The organism is Qipengyuania marisflavi (genome assembly GCF_005884405.1).
Classification (GTDB): Bacteria; Pseudomonadota; Alphaproteobacteria; order Sphingomonadales; family Sphingomonadaceae; genus Qipengyuania; species Qipengyuania marisflavi.
In genome coordinates this window covers 43,968-60,329 of the sequence record NZ_VCAO01000008.1, presented here as the reverse complement: position 1 = coordinate 60,329, position 16,362 = coordinate 43,968, and the positions used below count along the sequence as shown (strand labels likewise).

The following is a 16,362-nucleotide window of genomic DNA, read 5'->3' as shown; positions in this document are numbered from 1 at the left end:
GTCCGTTTCCAGCAATAGAGAAGGCCCGCCTTGACCCATTCCGCCAAGCTTCCATCCAAAATGCGCAGCTGGCTGTTCGCCCCCGGTGACAGCGACAAGAAGATGATCAAGGCGGCGGTTGGCGCGGCGGACATTGTGATTTTCGATCTCGAAGATGCAGTGACCGAGGCGAACAAGCCCGCCGCGCGCACTGCCATTCACGCGTTTCTCGCCGCCAAGACCGCCGCCGAGCGGGTGCGGTTGTGGGTGCGGGTCAATCCGCTCGACGGGCCGCACACGCAGGCCGATCTGGCGGCGATCATGGCCGCTGCGCCGGGCGGCATCATGCTGCCCAAAGCCAGTGGGCGCAGCGATGTCGAGGCGCTGGATGCGATGCTGACCAAGCTGGAAAGCTTGCACGGCATCGCGCCGGGTTCAACTCCGGTAATCGCGCTGGTGACAGAAACTGCGACTGCGATGTTCACCACGGGCGATTACGCCGGAGCGCCGCGCCTGGTGGCGATGACCTGGGGCGCCGAGGATCTGGCGGACTCCATAGGAGCGCAGACCAATCGCGGACCCGATGGCGAATTTGCCTTTACCTATCAACTGGCGCGCAGCCTGTGCCTGCTGGGCGCAGCGGCGGCACAGGTGCTGCCGGTTGAGACTATCGATACCAATTTCCGCGATCTCGACACGCTGAAAGCGCGCGCCACGCAGGTGCGGCGCGAAGGGTATCGCGGGATGTTGGCAATCCATCCGGCGCAGGTCGAAGTGATCAATGCGGCGTTTTCGCCCAGCTCGGACGAACTGGCCGAGGCGCGTGAGATCGTGGCGTTGTTTGCCGCCAATCCCGATGCAGGGACTATCGGCTGGAAGGGCGGAATGCTTGACCGCCCGCACCTGTCCCGCGCGCAGCAAGTGCTGGCAATGGCAGAGGATTAGGCGGAGAGCTTGGCCACTTCAGCCAGCACCCGCTCGGCCCATTCGGGGCGGCAGATCAGCAGGTCGGGCATGTAAGTATCGGCTTGGTTGTAGTTTAGCGGGCTGCCGTCGACGCGGCTGGCGTGCAGGCCATGCGCCAATGCCACCGCTGCCGGGGCGGCGCTGTCCCATTCATACTGGCCGCCAGTGTGAAGGTAGATTTCCGCCTCGCCGCGCACCACCGCCATCGCCTTGGCGCCCGCAGAACCCATGCCGACCAGTTCGGCATCGATAGCTTCGGCAACCGCCACAGCTTCAGGTGCCGGACGCGTGCGGCTGACCACCATGCGCGGCTTCGCAGCGGCTGCAGGCACTTCACTGGGCCGGTCGGTGCGTAGGACCAGATCTAGACCGGGCAGGGCGACTGCACCGATTGTCGGATGGCCGTCCACGCACAGTGCGACATGAACCGCCCAGTCGGTGCGCGCTTCGCCATATTCGCGGGTGCCGTCGACCGGATCGACAACCCACACGCGGCTTTTCGCCAGCCGTGCGTCGGTGTCCTTGGCCTCTTCGGACAGCAGACCGTCATCGGGACGTTGCTGGACCAGTGCGTGGACGAGGAACTGGTTGGCGGTCTGATCGCCTGCCTTGCCCAGCGATTTCCCTTCGAACATGCCGGAATCGCGTACCTGGATCAGGATGCGCCCGGCCTGATCGGCGAGATGCGCGGCGAGTTCGGCGTCGGTCATGCGAGGTGTCCTCTGGTCGGCTGAAAAGTTCGGGGGTCCGCATGGCAGACCAAAGCCGCCTTGCGAACCCCCGAAATTGTGCGCTGCAGCAGCGCGAAGTGCTGATCAGGCCGGGCGGCGGGCGTAAAACCCGAAACCGGCGATGATCGCATAGCAGATGGCGGGCAGGATCAGGGCAAACGCCAGGCTTCCCGAAGCATCGGCCAGCACACCGAACAGCAGCGGTACGATGGCACCCCCGCAGATTGCCACATTGATAATACCCGAACCATCGGCCGCACGCGGCCCCAGCTTCTCGCACGCCAGCGAGAAGATCGTCGGGAACATGATCGCATTCATCAGGCCGACTGCCAGCAGGGTATAGCCCGCCAGTTCGCCGGTCGAGTTGGCGGAGATCGCAACTAGGGTGATCGCGCCTGTGGCAACGGTGGCCAGCAACAGACCCGGGCTGACAGCGCGGAGCAGAGCAGAGCCGATGAAACGGCCCACCAAGGCGCCGCCCCAGTACAGCGTAATCAGCTTGCCAGCTGCCTGTTCGGGAAGGTTCAGGACCTCGGTCTGCATCAGGTAATTGACGATGATCGAACCGATTGCGACTTCTGCCCCGACATAGAGGAAGATGCACAGGGCGCCGTAACCGAAGCGCGGACGCTTGAGCAGGGCCAGACCGTCAACAAAGCTGCTGGCTTCGTGCTGTTCGCCTTTCAGGCGGTTGCGGAACAACCACACCACCATTGCGACGACGCCGATGGCAATCGCAAGGCCGAGATAGCCGTTCACGATCGCTTGGCTCTCCGCCGTGCGATACGCGTCAAGCTCGGCCCCCGATAGCTGGTCGGCGGTAACTGTCGCCAGCCCGCCAAGGATCAGAATCGCACCGAAATACGGGAAGATCGTGGTGCCCAGCGAGTTGAATGCCTGCGCAAAGGTAAGGCGGCTGTGCGTGGTCTTTGCCGGGCCGAGCAGGCTGATCAGCGGATTGGCGACAATCTGAACCAGCACCACGCCAACAGCGAGGATGAAATAGGCGAACAGGAACACGCCATAAGTCGCCGTCTGGCTGGCAGGAATAAACAGCAGGCAACCCGCCATCATGGTCAGCAGGCCAGCGACAGCGCCGCGCATATAGCCGATTTTCTTGACCAGCTGAGCGCCGGGAATGCCGACGATGGCATAGGCTGCAAAGAAGCAGAACTGCACCAGCATCGCCTGAGTGTAATTGAGCGTAAACAGCTCTTTCAGCTTCGGAATGATCACATCGTTCAGCGAGGTGATGCCACCGAAGATGAAGAACAGGCCGAACACGAAATAGTTCAGGCCCGGCGCATCGATCGGCGCGGCTTCATCTATTACGGGGTTCGGGTCGGTACTGCTCGCGACGCCGGGTGCTATTGCCATGTTCTATTCCCTCCCATGCCCAGCCTCAGAACGGGCCGGTGCAATCCGTTTCATTTGCCTGCGCGACAATCCGCATGGATACCATGTCGAATACGAATGCGGAGTCGCTGGCAAGCGCTATCCCGTCCAGCTGGCTGTCATCGGTCAGGCAGGCCAGTGGGACCTGCATCGTGCGCCAGCCTTTGCCCGCCGCCAGTGCCAGCGATGCGGTCAGGTCGACAGTGCCCTTGGCATTGCTGTCGGCTGCCGCCAGCGTGACCGGAGCGCGCGGGGCGTCGGCCACTTGATATTGCAATTCGAGTGCGCCGGTTGCGGGCAGCGGCTGCGCCGTCCAGCCCAGCGCCAGCGATGCCGGACCAGTCCAGGTGAACCTGCGGGCATCTTCCTGCGCGGCAACGTCGAAACCGGCCACGGTGAGGTTCTGCACGCGGCCCGCGAGATTGGGGAAGACAGTGCCAGCGGCAATGGCTTCGATTCCGGCTTCCAGCCCGCGGTCATACAGCGCCAGCCCGCCATCGGCCCCGGCGGCTGACAAGGCGCATTCGGTTGTCAGCATGGGTACCGTCGGGGCAGCGGCATAATTGCCGCCAAAGCCCAATGGGAACAGCGTTGCAGCATCCGGCTCGCAACCTGCTGGCCATGCGAAGGACAGCGCGCCAGTAAAGTCACGCGGCGAGGTGCCGGTTTTTCCAGCGACCAGGACATCGGCCACACCCGCGCCTTGCGATCCGGGCAACCATGCGGCGACAAATGCGTCGGCAGCGGTCAGTTCGGGACCAACGAACATTGGGCGGCCTGAGAGAAACACGGCAACCACGGGAATGCCCTGCGCCTTGAGCGCGGCAATCTGGGTCTCGCCATCGCCGGTGAAGTCGAGATGCGGGACGTCGCCCTGAAATTCTGCATATGGTGTTTCGCCAAACACCACGATGGCGACATCGGGGCGCTGGGTAATGCTGCCGTCAGTCGACAGGCTGGCAGTGCCGCCCGCTTCGCCGACCGCATCACGCAGCCCTTCCCAGATGGTCTGGCCATTGGGGAAATCTTCCCGCGTCACATCAGTGCCCTGCCAGCTGACGGTCCAGCCGCCCGATTGCATCGCCATGCTGTCCGCGCCCGGACCCGTTACCATGACCTTTGCGCCCGGCTTTATCGGCAGCACTGACCCGGCGTTCTTCAGCAGGACCAGCGACTTTGCCACCGCTTCGCGCGCAACCGCGAGATGTTCGGGCGCGCCCACTACCGCGTGATTGCCGCGATCATTGGGCTGACCGTCCATCAGTCCCAGCTTGTATTTCACGCGCAGAATGCGGCGCACCGCATCTTCGACCCGCGTCATCGGAATTGCTCCGCTGCGGGCATGGGCCAGAGTGGATTCGTACAATGGCTTCCACGAATCCGGGGCCATGAACAGATCGAGCCCGGCGTTGATAGATTGCGGGCAATCGGTGTTGCTGCACCCGGCGATCTGTCCGTGGCCGTTCCAGTCACCGACCACCAGTCCGGCAAAGCCCATCCGGTCCTTCAGCACCTCGGTCAGCAGCGTCCGATTGCCGTGGTTCTTGATCCCGTTCCAGCTGGAGAAGCTGGCCATCACGGTGAGCACTCCGGCATCGATTGCAGGGGGATAACCGGCGGCGTGGATGCGCACAAGTTCCGCTTCGGAAATCTGCGCGTCGCCCTGATCCTGGCCCTTTTCAGTGCCGCCATCGGCAAGAAAATGCTTGGCGGTCGCGGCCACCTTGGTGTTAGCCAGCTGCTGGCCAGCGACCAGTGTGCCCTGCAAGCCATCGACCATCGCGCGGCTGTAATCGGCGACAATGGCTGGATCGGAGGAATAGCCTTCATAGGCGCGGCCCCAGCGCAGATCCTGCGGAACCGCAAGCGTGGGGGCAAAAGTCCATTCGATGCCGCTGCCGGCAATCTCTGCGGCGGTTACCGCACCGATGCGGCGGATCAGATCGCTGTCGCGCGCTGCGCCAAGCCCGACATTGTGCGGGAAAAGCGTGGCACCGGGAATGTTGTTGTGACCGTGAACGGCATCGACGCCGAACAGTAGCGGGATCGAAACGCCATCGGCGCCGGGCCGGGCCGACACTGCGCGGAATTCGCGCACCATGCGGTCCCAGTCGGCGGCGCTGCCGCGTTCATCGCCATACGGGCCGCTATTGCCGCCTGCGAGCAGCGATCCGAGCGGATAGCGTTCAAGATCGGCGGGGGTGATTGCAGAGATATCGGCCTGAATCAGCTGGCCGACCTTCTGCTCCAGCGTCATGCGCGCGATCAGCGCGCCGATGGCGGCTTCGGTGGCCGGGTCAGTAATTGCCGATGGGCTGCGGGCCTGAGGCCAGGCCGCAACATTGGCCGCCGCTGCGCCCGCATCGGCAACCAGCACCGGAGCTGATGTGTCTGCGACCGGAGCAGGAAGCGTTGCGCAACCACCCAATGCAATAGTTGCCACCGAGAGCCACAGGCGCACGTTCATCTTAAATCCCCTCCGACGCCCCATAATGCTTGGGAACGTTCTCAACAGAGAGGAAGTGCCATGCTTCAAGGCTTAAAGCAAGCCGCTATATGCGGCGTTGCAGTGTCATCAACAGGATGCACGCCACCACGGAAAGCGCGGCAAGGACCATAAACAACGCGTCGAAGCCGAAGACCGGCACCAGGGCCAGTGTCAGCCACGGCATGATCAGCGATGGCACAGTGTTGGTCAGGTTGAATACGCCAAGATCGCGGCCCCGTGTTCGCGGTGACGGCAGAACACGCAATGTCTGGCTGGAATGGAGTGCCAGAAACACGCTGGTCGCCAGTCCGAACACGACATAACCGGCAATTGCGATGGTCAGGCTGGGGGCCAGACCCATGACCACCAGACCGAATGCGCCGATGCCCGACCCGATGGTTAGCGGCAGCACCGGACGCTCCGCACGGTCGGACCAGCGCCCTGCCAACAGGGCCAGCGGGACCGCCAGCGCCAACACAATCGCAAACAGGATGGCCGTATCATTGTCGCCAAATTCAGCATCGACACTGCGAAACCAGATCAGCAGATAGGCAAACAGCGCCGCCTCGGCAATTTGCACCAGCAGACGTGCCAGCCACATCCGCGCAGCGGTGCCGCGCGGACGGGTGGTGGCGGCGCGCGGCGCTGACTTGTCCATCAGCGCTGGCATGGGCCGGGGGTTGCCGAAGATCAGGACAGGCAAGACCATGGCCGCCACCAATCCCGCCACCACCATCGGGCGGACCTCGGTTACTGCAAAGCCGGGGATAGTGACCAGCGCGCCCGATAGCGCCCCCATGGCTGGGGCAATGGCCAGCAATCCGCCCAGCATGCCTTTCTGCGCATCTGGCACGCTGTCGCCCGCCCATGCCGCCAGCGGTGCCAGCATCATGTTGAGCGCAAATTGCCAGGCGATGATCAGCGCGATCAGGGTAGTTGTGTCCTCCACCAGCCGCATCGCTGACAGCAGCACGCCTGACAGCACCGCTCCGGCAGCGATCCACGGACGGCGCACGCCGCTCAAATCGCTCAGCCAGCCAAATCCGATGTTTGCCAGGCTTGCCGCGATGGCTCCGGCAAAGGCCAGCAAGCCCAGCAGTTTTACCGCCGATCCGCTATCAAAGGCCGCAACCTGGACCGGCAGCAGGATTGTGAGGAAGGGGACATAGGCCACTGCGCCGCCCGCCACGGCGAGCGCATAGAGCAGAAGGAAGCGCCGCGATTGCTGCGGCTGGGAAGCCGCGTTTGCCGCTGTCATGCGTGCGCCGCTGGTCCGCACGAGCCGCGCTTGACCAGCGCGCCGCTGACCACGATCGGCTGGTCCGTCTGCGGCTTACCGCGATGCGTGATCAGCAGTTCGACAGCGCGCGCTATGGTTGCGGCAATCGGCTGATCGACCGCGGTCAGCGGCGGGTTGGAAAAGCGCACAATCGGCGTGTTGTCGAAACTGACCAGCGAGAGATCGTCCGGCACGCTGAGGCCGCGTTCGCGTGCGAGTTCAAGCATGGCCAGTGTCATCTGATCGCTGCTGGCAATGATGGCGGTGGCCGGGTCGGCCAGATCGAGCAGGCGGCGCGCCGCCTCGCGCCCGGATTCATAGCCAAAGTCACCGCGCTCACAAAGATCGTCATGCGGCAATCCGGCCGCGTCCATCCCCTGTTGCCAACCTTCGATACGCCAACCCGACAGGCTGTAGTCTTCCGGACCAGCGATAAAGCCCACCCGGCGATGGCCCAGCGCAATCAGATGTTCGGTCGCGATCCGAGCGGAATGTTCATCATCCATCGTCATCGCGATACCCGGTCCCGGCGCAATCGAGCCGATCCGCGCAAAGGGAATACCGCGTTCGGCCAGCAGTCCGGTGATCAGCGGGTTCTCTGAATGCGGCGGGGTCAGGATCACCCCATCGGGCTGCAAGGCGGTCAGCGCTGCACCCAGTTCACGCTCAACATGGTCGTTATGCGTATCGACCAGTTCCACGATCATGCGATAGCCATGTTCGGCGCAGGTGAGCATCCCGCCCAGCAACATCTGATCGACCCAGTCCGTACCCTGCCGCGCGCGCCAATCGGCAATCGTGCGCTCGCGGTCGTTAATCGCCAGAATAAGGTAGGACCGCGATCCGCTCATCCGCTGCGCCGCGATCGAAGGGGTATAGCCAAGCTTGTCGATAGAAGCGCGCACCCGCTCCTTCATCGCCGGGCGGACATTTGGTTCATTGTTGATGACGCGGCTGACCGTCTGCAGTGAAACACCTGCATCGGCTGCGACATGCTTGATGGTGACCGCTTGACGCCGTCGGCCCATGCCTCAAAATCCCTGGTTTATTGACCGTGACAGCGACTTTACCGACTGTGGCAGGGGATGCAATCGGACGCGCGGCCCAATCCCCTGCCTCGGCAAGTGCGCATCCATAGCCATCGGTTGATCATCAGAAAAGGGCCCCAGTCTTGCGACCAGAGCCCTTTCCAGAACTACCATGTGCGTTCGCTTCCTCAGAAGTCGAAGCGAGCGATGAAGGTAAAGCGGCGATCGTTGCGGAACGCCGAGCGTGTGATCCGAGTGCCATCATAATCGATCACCTGCGAAGTCTGCGTGACTTCATCGAGCAGGTTCACGCCTTGGACGCCGAGCTTCAACTGGTCACTCACAGCAAAGAAGATCGATCCGTCAAGCTGACCGCCACCCTCCTGCCAAATTGGCGAGAACGGGAAAATATCGTCTCGCGGAGTGATCAGGAAGTCAGAACGCCAGTTGTAGGCTGCACGGGCCGATAGCGGTCCGCGCTCGTAGAACACCACCGCGTTGACGGTATGCTTCGAAATACCGGCCAACGGCTGCCCACTTACAAACGGACCACCGTTCAGAGGTTGGCCACCAGAGGCGACAGAAGGCGAACCGATTGCCGACAGATTCGGGTTAGAAAAGTCAGAGCCATCCACATAGGTATATGACAATTGCGAACCCAAGCCGCCGAGGAGGCCCGGCAGGAAGTCATAGGATTGCTGGTAGGCAATTTCGAAGCCTTTCAGCACGCCGCTGAGATCGTTGGCGGGGCCGTTGATAATGACATCCTGCGACATGCCGCTGGGCGCTGTGTAATTCACCACACCCGTGCCTGTCGTCACGATACCCTTGATATCCTTTGCGAATATCGCCGCAGTGAGCGAGCCGACATCGTCGAAATACCATTCGGCAGACAGGTCGTAGTTCCACGATTGAATTGGCAGAAGGTTGCGGTTGCCGGTCGAAATGCTCAGCAGCGGACCGCTATCGACCCGCCCGCTAAAGCCAAATGCACCACCTGCATTGAACAGCTGCAGGTCAGGGCGCGAAATGCCTTTCGACACTGCACCGCGAATGACGATCCCGGTTCCGCTGTCGAGCCTGATGTTGAAGCTCGGCAACCAGTGGTCGAACTTGATGTCGCGGTTGTCGGGAATTACTTCTCCCGTATAGAGCGAAGCGAATTCGGCCAGGCGAGCGCCAGTCAGGTCACAATATAACCGCTGTGGTGCGGCACCGCCTGCACCGATGCAGCTATCAGTAATTTCCACCGGCTGGACAACGCCATCGCCATTGCCACCATTTTCCACAGCATCGAACTGCCCCGGATCGGGGAATGCAACCAATGCCGAATTCTTTACGGTCGTTTGCACATAGCGAAGGCCGATGTTGCCACCAATTGACCAGCCACTTTCAAAATCAAGACCGTAGTCGAGCCGACCATAAGCCGCTGCCGTCGTTTCCGATACGTCGGAGATTTCGGCGGGACAGAACGGGTCACATGCGACGACGCGCCCATCCAGTAAGGTGCGCGTGCGACCATTTACACCAAGGTTGTAGCGTTCTGGCGACTGACCGAAGGTCGATATCTGTTCCCATTCTTGGTCTGTGACTCCGTCGAGGTAATCCTGAAGGAAATCATCACCGCCGTAGAAATAAGCTTCGCCATTCGGAACCGGCGTGCCCGCTTCACCGCGCTGGAAGCCGTCTGCGAAGGGATTGCGTAGCGCAGTGTAGTCTGGGAAGTCGTCGGTATAAGCGCCGCCCGCGATGGCGAATTCTTGGCCGGGAAGTCCTGTGTAGAAGCGCCCCGGAGTAAAGCCTGACCAGTCAGGCACATAGGGGCCAGGACCGGAGAAGCAGCCCGGCCCTTCGCCCCAAGGCGCACAGCCGCCACGGCCAGCCCAAGGTGCCGAAAGGTTGCCCCAGGTGCTGAAGTTGGTGTTGCGGGTCGTGCGATCCCGAGCGGCCCATCGAGCGCCAAAACGTGCCTTCTTAAGGAAACCATCATCGCTGATGTCGTATTCAAAATCGCCCTTCAGACTGAACAGCTCGCCGTCGTTTTTCTCGCGGCTGTCGAGGCCGAACCAGTAATACGTGTAGAATCCCGAGCTGAAATAATCGGCCGGCGCGCCCAGCGGAGCGATGAACTGGACGTTCGGCGTATCACCCGAAAGATCGAGGTCGATATCTGCCCAGGTGCTCATTGCGCCAAACACGGAATCCCGGCGCAGGTCGGACTTGACGTACTGCGCTTCAAAGTTGGCGCGGAAACGGTCCGTGAACTGCGTGTCAATGTCGAAGGAAATGTCCTGTGTGACGCTCTTCGTATCACGCAGGAAGCGCAGCGTATCCAGCGGAATGCCGCCCAGTCCAAACGGCGTAGCGTAAGCATTGCCGACATTGTCAGTAAGGATACCGCTGACGAACTGACCATTCTCATCGAACTGCCAAGTGCTGTCGGAACGCGGATCGGGTGAGGACACGCCGTCATCGATGCGGCCGAGCAGCGCGAATTCTTCGGTCGCGAAGCTGGTTTCCGAACGCAGATACTCGAAGGTCATCAACAAGCCGCCGTCGAGCGATTCAAACTGCCCTACGGCAGAAATCGCCTGACGGTCGCGGTCGAGATCCGTGGTGCGAACACCAGCATATTGCGGGACGATGACCGACCCGGCAGGCGGGAATTCGTCTGGCTGATAGTTCGGCTCTTCGCCAAAGCCTCCGGAATTGACATCAAACACGCGCAAGCAGCCGCCGCTCAGGTCTGCGTTGCGGTAGCACGGGTCAGCTACCTGCGAGGCATCGGTGCGGCTCTTGAGCTTGGAATTGGAATAGGCAAGCTGCACACCGAAAGTGCCAGCGCCGGTATCGAACGTATTCGAACCGAGGATATTGAAGGTCGGCGACCACTCTTCACGCAGATCGCCATAATTGGCCTCGATCGAACCGGCGACGTGAAGCCCCGGATTGTCGAGTGGCTTGCGCGTGACGAGATTGACGAGGCCGGCAATCTGCCCCTCGATCATATCTGCCGTAGTGTTCTTGTACACTTCAACGCGGCCAACCAGTTCAGGGGAAACATCTTCAAAGGCCAAAGCGCGGCCGCCTGTGGCGGAGAAAATGTCGCGACCATTCAGTTCCGAACGGACGTAGGGCAGGCCGCGGATAACGACGCCGGTGCCTTCGACCGAGAAACGGTCGGGGTCACTGGTCTTTTCAAAGCGACCGATGTTCACGCCCGGGACACGCTGCAGCGCTTCGGCGACCGAACGGTCGGCCAGCGCGCCAATGTCTTCGGCGGTGATCACGTCGACAACCGTGTCAGCGTTTTCCTTGATGGTTTGCGCTGTCTGCAGCGACTTGCGGAAACCGGTGACTAGAATCATGTTTTCCTGATCGAGGGCCTCGGGCGTCCCGGCTGCGCTTTCTTCCTCGTCGCCCTGCGTTTCCTGGGCCAGAGCAGGCTGCGCCATCATGGCGAGCGCCAGCGTCGAGGCGGAGGTGAGGGCGATCATGCGGCGCTTGGCGGCACCGCTACGGTAAGCGATTAGAGACATGTTTCCTCCTGAGTCCCAAGAATGTGGTGTAGGTATATTCCTACATTCATTTTGAAACATAACGTGCCTTGTGAGCGTTCACAAGATACAATATGAACGTTCACAAGATGCGTTGCCGTCTGGCAACACATGGTTTGACATGGCATGGGGGCCGCATGGCAATTGAACGTATTGTAATCGTGGGCGGCGGGACCGCAGGGTGGATGGCGGCAGCAGCGCTGTCGAAGGTGACAGAGGGCCAGAAGGTCAGCGTGACGCTGGTCGAATCGGAGATGATCGGCACTGTGGGGGTTGGCGAGGCGACAATTCCGCCGTTTGTCGAGTTTAACAATCTGCTCGGCGTCAGCGAGCCCGAGATGATGGCCGCTGCACAAGGCACCTTCAAGCTTGGCATCCAGTTCGAAAACTGGGGCAATGTCGGCGACAGCTATATACACCCCTTTGGCGCCTACGGTTATCACATCGGTGGCATTGCGTTTCACCAGATCTGGCGCCGACTGCGCGAATCGGGCGATCCGCGCCCGCTTCAGGTGTTCAATCTGGAAACCATGGCGGCCTATTTCGGCAAGTTCTCGCGCACCGACGATTACCAGCGCGAGGATTTGCCGCCGATCAATTACGCCTACCATCTTGATGCCACGCGTTACGCCGCGTTCCTGCGCCAGTTTGCCGAAAAGAACGGCGTGATCCGGCGCGAAGGCCGCGTAGCCGATGTGCAATTGGACGGAGAAACCGGCTTCGTCACCAAGCTGGAGATGGATGACGGGAAGACTATTGCGGGCGACCTGTTTATCGACTGCTCGGGTTTTCGCGGGCTGCTTATCGAACAGGCGCTCAAGACCGGTTATGAGGATTGGCGACACTATCTTCCCTGTGACCGGGCAGTGGCGCTGCCCTGCGGTCGCGATGACGGCAGCCCGCCGCCGCCCTTTACCCGCGCCACGGCGCATCGCGCTGGCTGGCAGTGGCAGGTTCCGCTGCAGCACCGCAATGGCAACGGCCATGTCTATTGCAGCGAATTCATGGATGACGACGAGGCGCATGACATCCTTGTCGGCAACCTTGCGGGCAAGCCGCAGGCTGAACCCAATTTCCTGCGGTTTGTCACCGGGCGGCGCAAGAAGTTCTGGAACAAAAATGTGGTCGCCTTGGGTCTTTCCGCAGGCTTCATGGAGCCGCTGGAATCGACCTCGATCCATCTGGTCAACACCGGGATCAACAAGCTTATTGCGCTGCTTTCGCTGGATGGCATCAATCAAACGCAGGAAGATGCCTTCAATCGGCTGACGGCGAAGGAATATCTTCGCATCCGCGACTTCCTCATCCTGCATTACAACGCCACGGCGCGAAACGATTCCGGGTTCTGGGATTATGTCCGTACGATGGAGGTGCCCGCCAGCCTGACAGAGAAGACCGAGCTGTTCCGGAGCAACGGCCAGATTTTCCGTGAGGAAGATGAGCTGTTCACGGAAACCAGTTGGGCAGCGGTGATGATGGGACAGGGCATCCATATGGAGGGGCACAACGCCATGGCCGACGCCATGAAAGATACAGTTCTCAAGCCCGAATTTGACGAGATGGAGCGCTCGATCCGATGGCTTGTGCAGCATATGCCGGGACACGGAGAGTATCTGGCGAAATATTGCGCCGCCCCAGTCGTCGCCTGAAGCTTGCCCTGGGGCTAAGCGGCGGTTAGCGCAGACGCGATGTTCGACCCCCAGTCTTTCCGCAACGCGCTCGGTTCTTTCGTGACCGGCGTGACGATCGTAACGGCGCGCGATGACCAGGGGCGACCCTTTGGCCTTACCGCCAACAGCTTCAACTCGGTCAGCCTCGATCCGCCGATGGTCTTGTGGAGCCTGTCGCTGCGGTCCGGCAGCCTGCCGGTGTTCCGCGACGCGGACAGCTGGGCGGTCCATGTGCTGGCCGCTGACCAGCAGGCCATGTCTGATCGCTTTGCCAAGCCGGGCGCGGACAAATTTGCGGGTATGGAATTGGCCGATGGTTCTGAGGGCGCACCGTTGATCGATGGCTATGCCGCGCGCTTCGGATGCCGCGCACGGTTTGAGTATGAAGGCGGCGATCATGCAATTTTTCTGGGCGAAGTGGTCGATTTCGACCGCCGCGAAATCGAGCCGCTGATCTATCACAGCGGGCGCTATGGCCGCGTCATGCCCGATGGCGACCGCGCGATGACACCCGAACTTCTGGTGCGTGACGGCTTTGCCGAAACCGGCAGCGCTGGCCTTTCCCTTACAGAACGCGGCGGTGCGATGCTGGCCGCACTGGACGCGCTCGCGAGGCGCTAGACTTCGCCTCTCCGCGCCGATACCCGTTGCCGCGCAACAGCAGAGGCACGCCCATGAAAACCCGCATCACCGAAATGTTTGGCATCCAGCATCCGATTATTCAGGGCGGCATGCATTATGTCGGCTTTGCCGAACTGGCCGCCGCAGTTTCCAATGCGGGTGGGCTGGGCATTATCACCGGCCTGACGCAGGGCACGCCGGAAAAGCTGGCAAATGAAATCGCGCGCTGCCGCGATATGACTGACAAGCCGTTTGGCGTGAACCTGACCTTCCTGCCGATGGTCAACCAGCCAGATTATCCCGGACTGGTCCGCACTATTATCGAAGGCGGCGTCAAAGTGGTCGAGACTGCGGGCAACAATCCGGCGCAGGTACTGCCGTTCTTCAAGGATGCCGGGGTCAAGGTCATCCACAAATGCACCAGCGTGCGCCACAGCCTGAAAGCGCAGTCGATCGGCTGTGATGCGGTGTCGGTCGACGGGTTTGAATGCGGCGGCCATCCCGGCGAAGATGACATTCCCAATATGATCCTGCTGCCCCGCGCGGCTGACGAGTTGGAGATCCCCTTCGTTGCCAGCGGCGGCATGGCCGATGGACGCAGCCTGGTCGCCAGTCTGGCGATGGGCGCGGACGGTATGAACATGGGCACCCGCTTCATCGCCACCAAGGAAGCACCAGTGCATGAAAATGTGAAGCACGCGATTGTCGCCGCCAGTGAGCTGGACACCCGGCTGGTGATGCGTCCGCTGCGCAATACCGAGCGGGTGATGACCAATGATGCGGTCGAACGCCTGCTGGAAAAAGAGCGCGCACTGGGGGCCGACCTCAAGTTCGAGGACATCATCGAGGAGGTCGCTGGCGTCTATCCGCGCATCATGACCGAAGGCGACATGGATGCGGGCGCATGGTCATGTGGGATGGTCGCCGGGCTGATTTCGGACATTCCAAGCTGCAAGGACTTGATCGACCGGATCATGGCGGAGGCGGATCAGATCATTCGCAGCCGCTTGGCAGGGTTCGTTTAGGGCTAAGTGGTAAGCCGTTCTGAGCGGATCAAAATCCGCCGCGAACTGGTTTTATCGTTAATGGCAAATTTGAAAAAACGCTGACCAAACAGCCCCCAAAACGATTTTGGCTCATCTATCACGCTGATTAAGAATAACTTTTGTTAATTTTCCACCGGACCCCTTGCACGTCTGGACCGCACTGCGCGATCACGCTAGTTTGCACTGTCGATGCGCTGACATTCCGCATCGGTGAGACTGGCCCGCATTCCTCTGGGAACGCGGGCCGTCTTTTTTGGTTTTCCAGCGTCTTGTGCGATATTCAGCTTCCCGTCACCCCACTGTGATGTAGGGTGTGCGCCGGGAACTGGACGGAGGGTGTCGATGATTCTCATGCGTATGGCGCTCGCCGCAGCTATTGGCTGCACGGCGTTGGCAGCCGCTCCGGCGCGGGCGGATGTATTGGAAATCAATGCTGACGGTGCGCGCTGGGTTGCTGGCGGTGACGCCGCGCTGCCGCTTGCCATGCCTGCGGCCGAAACCCTGCCGGTCGTTTTGACCGAAGTGCCTGCCGATGTGATCGTGCCCGACGGGATCGTCGCCAACACGGCGCAGCACGCCATGGGTGTTCCCGATAATTACCGCGCCAAAGTGGCTGAATTGGCGGCGCGCTTTGATCTCAGCCCGACTTTGATCGAGGCGCTGGTCTGGCAGGAAAGCCGCTGGAATGCAGGCGCTGTGTCGCCGGTTGGCGCGCGCGGTCTGGCGCAGCTGATGCCGGGTACTGCGCGCGATCTGGGCGTCGATGCCGATGATCCCTTCGCCAATCTCGAAGGCGGTGCGCGCTATCTGCGCGCCCAGCTTGATCGGTTTGACGGCAATTTGGAAAAAGCGCTCGCTGCCTATAATGCCGGGCCGGGGCGCGTAGAGCGTGCGGGTGGGGTTCCGCGCATTCGCGAAACACAACATTATGTGGCGGCGATCATGGGGCGGTTATCCGACCATTCGCGCGCCGATCAGTCTGGGGAGTAATTGGTTTTGAAGCGTCGTTTTTCCATTCCGGCCGCATTGGCCGCACTGTTCAGTCCCACTGCCGCCTTTGCGCAGTATAACGATCCCGCCGGGTCCGGCCCGATCGTCAATGCGCTGGGCTGGTTGCAAGGCACTTTGCTGGGCAATGTCGCGACGGCGGTTGCTGTTATGGCGGTGGCTGCGGTCGGCTTTATGATGCTGACAGGACGTCTCAACTGGCGGTTTGGCGCGACCGTGATCATCGGGGTGTTCATCCTGTTTGGCGCAGCGTCGATTGTGGCCGGTATTCAAGGCGTCGCGGCGGGCTGACATGAATACGCTGGTCCGCCATCCCGTTCACCGCGCGTTGACCCGCCCGCAAATGTTCGCGGGCGTGACGTTCAACTATTTCATCATCAACGGGATGGTGACGACCGAGATTTTCCTGATCACGGGCAGCTGGCTGGCGCTGCTGGCGGCTGTGATCATGCATGCGGTGGGTTATTTTGCCTGTCTGCGCGAACCGCGTATCTTCGACCTTTGGATCACCAAGGTATCGAAATGCCCGCGGGTGAAGAACTTCAAGCGGTGGGGCTGCAACAGCTACGCCGCATAGCCGGCCTGGGAGGGTCG

The 16,362-nt window shown here is 61.3% G+C and carries 13 protein-coding genes; 7 read left to right on the top strand and 6 right to left on the bottom strand.

The window, feature by feature from the left end:
* Positions 1 to 60 precede the first annotated feature (60 nt).
* Positions 61 to 924 (top strand): HpcH/HpaI aldolase/citrate lyase family protein, encoded by an 864-nt coding sequence (locus FEV51_RS11680; RefSeq protein WP_138619160.1) that lies wholly within the window; start codon positions 61 to 63, stop codon positions 922 to 924.
* Here FEV51_RS11680 and FEV51_RS11675 read toward each other — a convergent pair.
* The 6 genes from FEV51_RS11675 to FEV51_RS11650 form a co-directional block, all read right to left on the bottom strand.
* Entirely contained in the window at positions 921 to 1,655 is a 735-nt protein-coding gene (locus FEV51_RS11675; protein WP_138619130.1) for a 3'(2'),5'-bisphosphate nucleotidase CysQ, read from the bottom strand. The genes FEV51_RS11680 and FEV51_RS11675 overlap by 4 nt on opposite strands.
* A 105-nt stretch (positions 1,656 to 1,760) precedes the next feature.
* Positions 1,761 to 3,053 (bottom strand): sugar MFS transporter, encoded by a 1,293-nt coding sequence (locus FEV51_RS11670; protein ID WP_138619128.1) that lies wholly within the window; start codon positions 3,051 to 3,053, stop codon positions 1,761 to 1,763.
* 25 nt (positions 3,054 to 3,078) lie between these two features.
* Positions 3,079 to 5,538 (bottom strand): glycoside hydrolase family 3 protein, encoded by a 2,460-nt coding sequence (locus FEV51_RS11665; protein ID WP_138619126.1) that lies wholly within the window; start codon positions 5,536 to 5,538, stop codon positions 3,079 to 3,081.
* Between the two features lie 85 nt (positions 5,539 to 5,623).
* Entirely contained in the window at positions 5,624 to 6,817 is a 1,194-nt protein-coding gene (locus FEV51_RS11660) for an MFS transporter (RefSeq protein ID WP_138619124.1), read from the bottom strand.
* Entirely contained in the window at positions 6,814 to 7,866 is a 1,053-nt protein-coding gene (locus FEV51_RS11655; RefSeq protein WP_138619122.1) for a LacI family DNA-binding transcriptional regulator, read from the bottom strand. Before FEV51_RS11655 ends, FEV51_RS11660 begins: the two co-directional genes overlap by 4 nt.
* 188 nt (positions 7,867 to 8,054) lie before the next feature.
* Positions 8,055 to 11,405, bottom strand: a complete 3,351-nt coding sequence (locus FEV51_RS11650) for a TonB-dependent receptor (protein ID WP_138619158.1) — start codon at positions 11,403 to 11,405, stop codon at positions 8,055 to 8,057.
* Positions 11,406 to 11,560: 155 nt separating this feature from the next.
* On the opposite strand from FEV51_RS11650, the gene FEV51_RS11645 reads away from it, so the two are divergent.
* From FEV51_RS11645 to FEV51_RS11620, 6 genes are all read left to right on the top strand, one after another.
* A complete protein-coding gene (locus tag FEV51_RS11645) occupies positions 11,561 to 13,072 on the top strand; it encodes a tryptophan halogenase family protein (RefSeq protein ID WP_138619120.1) in 1,512 nt (503 codons plus the stop codon).
* Between the two features lie 39 nt (positions 13,073 to 13,111).
* Positions 13,112 to 13,714 carry a flavin reductase family protein gene (locus tag FEV51_RS11640; RefSeq protein ID WP_138619118.1) on the top strand — a complete coding sequence of 201 codons (603 nt, stop codon included), beginning with the start codon at positions 13,112 to 13,114 and terminating at the stop codon, positions 13,712 to 13,714.
* A 53-nt stretch (positions 13,715 to 13,767) separates the two neighbouring features.
* The gene (locus tag FEV51_RS11635; protein ID WP_138619116.1) at positions 13,768 to 14,739 is read left to right on the top strand and encodes an NAD(P)H-dependent flavin oxidoreductase; all 972 of its coding nucleotides are present in this window, start codon (positions 13,768 to 13,770) and stop codon (positions 14,737 to 14,739) included.
* A 363-nt stretch (positions 14,740 to 15,102) separates the two neighbouring features.
* Complete coding sequence (locus FEV51_RS11630) at positions 15,103 to 15,750, top strand: lytic transglycosylase domain-containing protein (protein ID WP_138619114.1); 648 nt, start codon at positions 15,103 to 15,105, stop codon at positions 15,748 to 15,750.
* 6 nt (positions 15,751 to 15,756) lie between these two features.
* Positions 15,757 to 16,059 carry a TrbC/VirB2 family type IV secretion system protein gene (locus tag FEV51_RS11625; protein ID WP_138619112.1) on the top strand — a complete coding sequence of 101 codons (303 nt, stop codon included), beginning with the start codon at positions 15,757 to 15,759 and terminating at the stop codon, positions 16,057 to 16,059.
* Between the two features lies 1 nt (position 16,060).
* Positions 16,061 to 16,345: a VirB3 family type IV secretion system protein gene (locus tag FEV51_RS11620; RefSeq protein WP_138619110.1), complete on the top strand. Its 285-nt coding sequence runs from the start codon at positions 16,061 to 16,063 to the stop codon at positions 16,343 to 16,345.
* The last annotated feature ends 17 nt before the right edge of the window (positions 16,346 to 16,362 follow it).